7 protein-coding genes are annotated in these 6,458 nt (G+C 52.6%); 5 read left to right on the top strand and 2 right to left on the bottom strand.

The genetic code is table 11. The features are described 5' to 3' along the window. Nucleotides 1-7 precede the first annotated feature (7 nt). Complete coding sequence (gene metK / locus ACO0LD_RS28900) at nt 8-1,189, bottom strand: methionine adenosyltransferase (protein WP_186953195.1); 1,182 nt, start codon at nt 1,187-1,189, stop codon at nt 8-10. Between the two features lie 239 nt (nt 1,190-1,428). Here metK and ACO0LD_RS28905 point away from each other — a divergent pair, with 239 nt between their 5' ends. After that, on the top strand, nt 1,429-2,289 hold the full coding sequence (locus ACO0LD_RS28905; RefSeq protein ID WP_423012501.1) for a lysophospholipid acyltransferase family protein: 861 nt from the start codon (nt 1,429-1,431) through the stop codon (nt 2,287-2,289). After that, complete coding sequence (locus tag ACO0LD_RS28910; protein ID WP_423012503.1) at nt 2,286-3,149, top strand: lipid A biosynthesis acyltransferase; 864 nt, start codon at nt 2,286-2,288, stop codon at nt 3,147-3,149. The genes ACO0LD_RS28905 and ACO0LD_RS28910 overlap by 4 nt, the downstream gene beginning before the upstream one ends. Here the strand turns inward: ACO0LD_RS28910 and ACO0LD_RS28915 are convergent. Beyond that, nucleotides 3,143-4,039 (bottom strand): LysR substrate-binding domain-containing protein, encoded by an 897-nt coding sequence (locus ACO0LD_RS28915; RefSeq protein WP_423012505.1) that lies wholly within the window; start codon nt 4,037-4,039, stop codon nt 3,143-3,145. The genes ACO0LD_RS28910 and ACO0LD_RS28915 overlap by 7 nt on opposite strands. Nucleotides 4,040-4,162: 123 nt before the next feature. Here ACO0LD_RS28915 and ACO0LD_RS28920 point away from each other — a divergent pair, with 123 nt between their 5' ends. From ACO0LD_RS28920 to ACO0LD_RS28930, 3 genes are all read left to right on the top strand, one after another. After that, on the top strand, nt 4,163-4,780 hold the full coding sequence (locus ACO0LD_RS28920) for a LysE family translocator (RefSeq protein ID WP_423012507.1): 618 nt from the start codon (nt 4,163-4,165) through the stop codon (nt 4,778-4,780). Nucleotides 4,781-5,014: 234 nt separating this feature from the next. Next, the gene (locus ACO0LD_RS28925; RefSeq protein WP_423012509.1) at nt 5,015-5,836 is read left to right on the top strand and encodes a DUF2087 domain-containing protein; all 822 of its coding nucleotides are present in this window, start codon (nt 5,015-5,017) and stop codon (nt 5,834-5,836) included. Between the two features lie 332 nt (nt 5,837-6,168). Then, nucleotides 6,169-6,458, top strand: a 290-nt coding sequence (locus ACO0LD_RS28930; RefSeq protein ID WP_423012511.1) for a transposase, incomplete at its 3' end; no start/stop codon positions are given.

Below are 6,458 nucleotides of genomic sequence, written 5' to 3' on the forward strand. Positions count from 1 at the left end.
AGATAAATTACAGTCCGGCAGCGGCACGCAAAATGGCTGCCTTGTCAGTACGTTCCCAGGTGAATTCTGGCTCTTCACGACCAAAGTGGCCGTAGGCGGCTGTCTTGGAATAGATAGGGCGCAGCAAGTCCAGCATCTGGATAATACCCTTTGGACGCAGGTCAAAATGCTCGTTCACCAGTGCGGCGATCTGGTCATCAGGGATGACACCTGTGCCTTCAGTGTAGACAGTTACGTTCATCGGGCGTGCTACACCAATCGCATAAGCCACCTGTATCTGGCACTGACGGGCGATACCGGCAGCGACGATATTCTTGGCGACATAACGGGCAGCATAGGCAGCTGAACGATCAACCTTGGTAGGATCTTTACCAGAGAAAGCGCCACCACCATGAGGGCAGGCACCACCGTAGGTATCAACAATGATCTTGCGGCCAGTCAGACCACAATCACCTTGCGGGCCGCCGATAACGAAACGGCCAGTCGGGTTGATCAGGAATTTGGTGTCCAGCAACCATTCTTTAGGCAAGACTGGTTTGATGATTTCTTCAATGACAGCGTCAATGAAAGACTGCTTCATCTTGGTCGAGGTTTCGCTCTGGTCAGGGTGATGCTGGGTGGACAGCACGACAGTATCGATACTGTGCGGCTTGCCATCGACATAACGCATGGTGACCTGGCTCTTGGCATCCGGGCGCAGGAAAGGCAGGCGGCCATCCTTGCGCAATTGTGCCTGGCGTTCTACCAGACGGTGCGCATAGTAAATTGGCGCAGGCATCAGTTCAGGTGTTTCATCGCAGGCATAGCCAAACATCAGACCCTGGTCACCGGCACCAGTGTTCAGATGATCATCAGACGCCTGGTCTACGCCCTGGGCGATATCATTTGATTGCTTGTCATAAGCAACCAGCACTGCGCAACCTTTGTAGTCAATACCGTATTCAGTATTGTCGTAACCGATGCGCTTGATGGTGTCGCGCGCTACCTGTATGTAATCAACGTGGGCATTGGTGGTGATTTCACCAGCCAGAACCACCAGACCAGTATTGGTCAGGGTTTCAGCGGCAACGCGGGAACGGGGATCTTGTTCAAAGATTGCATCCAGAATCGCATCGGAAATCTGATCGGCGACTTTGTCCGGGTGTCCTTCGGATACCGATTCAGAGGTGAAAAGAAAATCATTAGCCATCGCAGGCTCCTATAAAAAATTGACCGTAAAAAATTATGCCGCAGTCGGAAGAGTCCTGCGACGCTTTAGCGAGTTTTATTAACCGCCTCGCAAGTTGTCATTAACTCGGCGGTGGCTTACCTTCTGTGTTTATCCTGCCCTAAAGCAGGTCAGAGCTAGCCAATATGTGATATTTTACGCTCGTTCTGCATAGTCTGTCGAATATACCCTTATTATTATACTGATAATTGAGCAGCGTCATGCTTGTCACTTTGTTTCGTTTTCTTTCCATTTTTCCATTGTCGGTCTTGCATTTTTCAGGAGCCGCGCTGGGTTGGTTCGTCTATTTGCTGTCAGGGTCATATCGCCGTCGCCTCAAGCAAAATATCACCCGCGCCGGTTTTCCTGAGCATTTGCATGTCGCCGTGCGTGAAGCTGGCAAGAATATCCTGGAGCTGCCATTTATTTGGTGCGCCAAGCCTGACAGGGTATTAAAGACCGCAACGATAGAGAACTGGGAACTGGTACAGGCCGCACTGGATGCCAAGAAGGGAGTGATATTTTTGACACCGCATCTGGGCTGTTTTGAAATCGTTGCCCAAAGCATTGCTGTACGCACCCGCTTGACCGTTTTATACCGCCCACCACGCAAAGCTGCCCTCAAACCCTTGATAGAAGGTGCGCGTGCACGTGACAATCTTTTGCTGGCACCGGCAAACTTCTCCGGTGTCAGGATCATGGCCAAGGCCCTTAAAAAAGGCGAGGCCATAGGCTTGCTGCCTGATCAGGTGCCTCAGGAAGGTGAGGGCGTCTGGGCCAAGTTCTTTGGCAAGCGTGCCTATACCATGACTTTGTCTGCCAAATTGCATGGCATGACAGATGCACCAATTATCCTGACTTTTGCAGAACGCCTGCCTGGCGGGCGCGGCTATGTGATCCGCTTCGTGCCCTTTGAAGAAGAGCTGGGCACGGACCCGGTTGCACAAGCAACTGCCATCAACCGTGGCATGGAAAAACTGATTGCCCTGTCTCCTGCACAATACTTCTGGAGTTATAACCGCTACAAGAAACCGGACGGAGTCGATGACCCTGAAGCTGACGCGGACAAGGAGCCGGCATGAGGCTGGTGCTGGTCCTGATGTGGATATTGCACTGGTTACCTTTGTCTGTGCTGGGTCGCCTGGGTGAGGGCGTAGGCAGCATATTGTTTATGCTGATACGCAAGCGCAGGCATATCACGCTCACAAATTTAGCGCTTTGCCTGCCACATTTGAGTGAAGTGGAAAGGCTGGCCATCGCCAAACGCCACTTCCAGGTCTATGCCCGTAGCGTGCTGGAACGCGGCATACTCTGGTGGGCTTCTGAAGCGCGACTGAAGCGCTTGATACAGATAGACCCCGCCGTGCCTATGGCAGCGATGGCAGAAGGTCCTACCATATTGATGTGTCCGCATTTTGTCAGCCTGGATGTGGCAGGCGTTGCGGTAATGCTGGAATCATCGCTATGTTCCATTTACACCCGCCAGCGCAGCAAGGTGTTTGATGCTGCCCTGCGCAAGGGGCGCTCGCGCTTTCGTCCGGTAAAATTGTTTTCGCGGGCGGAGGGCGTCAAGCCCATCATCCGTGCCATGCGTGAAAACTTGCCTTTCTTCATGTTGCCGGACATGGACTTTGGTGCCAAGGATGCCGAGTTCGTGCCTTTCTTTGGTGTGCCTGCAGCTACCTTGACTGCAGTGCCAAGAATTGCGGCAACTACAGGTGCCAAAGTCATCCCCGTCATCGCCACTATTTTGCCTGACTACAAGGGTTGGAAAGTGACTTTCCACGAGCCTTGGCAAAATTATCCGGGCGACGATATCGTCGCGGCCACGCGTTATATGAATGCCTTCATCGAGCAAGAAATTTTGAAGGCGCCCGCTGAATATTTTTGGGCGCATAAGCGTTTCAAAACACGTCCGCCTGGTGATGCCAGTTTTTATTGACTTGAGCTTGTGACGGCCTGCGCCGTCACTTCAAATTCCTGTTTTAACCATTCCAGAAATGCCAGACGGCGCTGGTCCTCATCAAATGGCGGGGCTGACAGCAAAACGTAGTCAGTGCCATCCGCCATGAAAGCATGCGGTGCCAGCAATTGGCCGCTACGGATTTCATCTCCCACCATATAGGCCGATGCCATCGCGATGCCGAGGCCAGCGCAAGCCGCTTGCAGGCTCAGGTAAAAATGTTCGTAGGTCGCCCGGCTTTTGCCGCGTACAGCTTGCCCGCTGAGTTTTTGCCATTGCGGCCAGGCATCGGGGCGCGTTGCCGTGTGCAGCAGACATTGCTGGTTCAGTTGCAGTTTTCCTTGTTTTAGCAAGCCTGGTGTGCAGACCGGTGCGATCAATTCACTGGCGACTTTGGCTACATGGTAGTTTGCATCCCAAGCAAAATCATTGCGTCGCAAAGCCAGGTCTATATGTCCATGCCGCAAATCGACGGGCCCGCCAGCGGCAAATAAATGAATCTCCAGTTCAGGGTGTAGCTGCCTGAATTTACCCAGGCGCGGGATCAGCCAGCGCATGGCGATGGTCGGTTCGCAAGAGACTACCAGCGGTTGCTCATCTGCCTGTCTGAGCTGGCGCAAACCTGCTTCCAGTTGCCGCATGATGTCAGTGCAAGTGCCTTGCAGGCTCAGCCCGGCGCGTGTCAAAAAGATGGCGCGGTTGCGGCGCTCGAACAATGCCAGGCCCAGGTTTTCTTCCAGTTGCTTGATCTGGCGGCTGACAGCACCGTGGGTGACGTGCAGTTCTTCCGCAGCCCTGACCAGGCTCAAATGGCGTGCCGCCACTTCAAACACGCGTATGGCATTCAGGGATGGCAGGTGATTAGACATCTGTGAGATTTTCTCAATGATATCTCTCAGTATATATCGATTTTCATAAATGATGCTCATCTTCAAAATGTATCTAAGCGTGACACCAGATCACAAATAATATTTACATTTTGAGGAAAAAACATGACAGAACTCATCGCCGTCGCCATCATCACCATCCTGGCCGTCATCAGCCCCGGTGCTGACTTTGCCATGGTCACCAGGAACAGTTACCTGTATGGACGCCGTGCAGGTTTGCTGGCCGCTAGCGGCATTGCGCTGGGCGTGCAAGTGCACGTCATGTACACCATGCTGGGTGTGGGCCTGCTGATTGCCAAGTCCCCCAGCCTGTATTTCGCCATCAAGATCATAGGCGCGATTTACCTGGTCTATATCGGCTACCAGACTTTTTTTGCTCGTGCTGTCGTTAACGCAGAAGCTGGCACAGGGCAGTCATTGAATAATCTCGCGGCCTTGCGAGCAGGTTTCATGACCAATGCCTTTAATCCCAAAACCACTTTATTTGTCCTGAGTACTTATACCCAGGTCGTGCAAGTTGATACGAGCCTGCTGGCACAATTTGGCTATGGCTTGTTCATGTCTGTCGCACACTGGATATGGTTCAGCCTGGTTGCCCTGTTCTTTTCAGATAGTCGCCTGCGTGCTGGCATGCTCAGGCAGCAAGTGATATTGAATCGTTTCATCGGTGCTGTGCTGATCGTCCTGGGTGTATCCCTGGCCAGTTTGCCGGCCTTGCATTAGTTGCATGGTTGACGAAATCCGGATGCGCGCCTACAATTGCGGCAGGTGCTGAGGGGCGCCTACCCGCACAAGAGGCTCTCACCCTGCAAATGCACATCCAAATTAATGTGATAATTGCCATGTTTCGTTTGACGTCAGCGGGTCGTCGATAAGCGAACTGGAGTTCATCATGTTATCGTCGTACTACCCATCATTGTTCATCGCACAACAGCCTATATTGACTGGAGCTGCAGCATGAACGCACTTACTACTGAAATCAAAACACGCGCCCGTTTATTGCAAAAATTGCTGGAGACGCGCAATGCCGCAGCCAGCAAACGCGCGCTGATCTTAAGCCGCCAGCGCCAGTGGGAAATCCCCGAGAGCTGGCAACTCAAGCACTGCATGAACCTGGCCGCAGCCGATGCAGGTTTCCAGAACTGGGAGCATGCCCGCATCGTCCTCGGTGGCGAGGTCAAACCTGGTGAAGATATGGGGGACTTCTGGCACGGTGCCGAGGTGTCCGTCTTTATCAATCACTGGTATGCCAGCTATGCCGAAGCGCAGGAACAATTGCGGGCGAATGAAGCCGGTTATTTGCTGCCTTACCGCAAGCAATACCTGGTCGTCACCAGTGATTATTTGCAGGCGCTGGGCGTCAGTGCCGCGCCTGAATTCTGGAACCTTATCGGGCGTGATCTGGTACAGGGTTATGGCAGCGCAAGCTGGTTGAGCCTGGCGCAGCAACGCCTGCAATCCAGCCGCACCGAGCGTTTCAAGGCGAACTGGGATGCTTCACAGATCATGCTGGATTTGCAGTCTACTGAAGTCGAGGCCGAGCGGGTGATGAAGTCTTTCGTCAAGGATGGGCGTCTGGTGAGCATTCCTGAACAGCGTAAAAAGCGGTTGGTGATCTTGCGCTGGCTGGTGGAGCAACTACAGTTTGAGCGTCGGTATGTGGAGGCTGATATCAATAGTTTCTTGCTGCGGTTTCATTCTGATTTTGCGACCTTGCGGCGGGAGTTTATTATGAATGGATTGATGGAGAGGGCGGAGGGGGAGTATTGGAGGGTGTAATCGGCATCTTGGTATTTTGATGCAGATGGATTTAACTTAGCGGCTTTGATGTACTGGTCTGGCTGCTAACCTTCAATTTGACGGCAATAAAATTAGCGTCATTCCTGCGTAGGCAGGAATCTACCGGGCTGGCGCTCCAGCGGCGTTCGTTGCATGCCGTGTCGTTTGTTGAAGCTCGCACTTTGACTAAAGCGATTGCCCTTCGTAGAACCAAGCCGGGTCTCGGCCCGGCGGCCGAAATTCTTTCTTTGCGTCGCCAAAGAAAGAATGTAGTGGTCTAATTTGCCAGGACAGTGAAATAAGAGGAAACTCAATCACAAAGAGGCCTCAACATGATGAAGAAACACTTCGACACACCGCTCAAACTGGAAGTGGTGAAGATGGTGAAAGAACAAGGACTGAGCATATCAAGAGTCAGTCAAAGCATGCATATAGGAGAAACGGCGATACGCCGGTGGATGAAACAATACGAAACGGAACTTGATGGAGAACCGCTGGCAAGTAAGCCACTGACAGCAGAACAACAACGCATCCGTGAGCTGGAGCAAGAGAACCGGCAACTGCGCATGGATGTGACCATCTTAAAAAATGCGTCGGCCTTCTTCGCCAGGGAAATGAAATG

It is taken from the genome of Undibacterium sp. Ji83W, from assembly GCF_049340385.1.
Taxonomy (GTDB): domain Bacteria; phylum Pseudomonadota; class Gammaproteobacteria; order Burkholderiales; family Burkholderiaceae_D; genus Undibacterium.

Bases quoted from the DNA above. Each gene is read 5' to 3' on its own strand.
- metK (WP_186953195.1), bottom strand. From the start codon at position 1,189: ATGGCTAATGATTTTCTTTTCACCTCTGAATCGGTATCCGAAGGACAC.
- ACO0LD_RS28905 (WP_423012501.1), top strand. From the start codon at position 1,429: ATGCTTGTCACTTTGTTTCGTTTTCTTTCCATTTTTCCATTGTCGGTC.
- ACO0LD_RS28910 (WP_423012503.1), top strand. From the start codon at position 2,286: ATGAGGCTGGTGCTGGTCCTGATGTGGATATTGCACTGGTTACCTTTG.
- ACO0LD_RS28915 (WP_423012505.1), bottom strand. From the start codon at position 4,039: ATGTCTAATCACCTGCCATCCCTGAATGCCATACGCGTGTTTGAAGTG.
- ACO0LD_RS28920 (WP_423012507.1), top strand. From the start codon at position 4,163: ATGACAGAACTCATCGCCGTCGCCATCATCACCATCCTGGCCGTCATC.
- ACO0LD_RS28925 (WP_423012509.1), top strand. From the start codon at position 5,015: ATGAACGCACTTACTACTGAAATCAAAACACGCGCCCGTTTATTGCAA.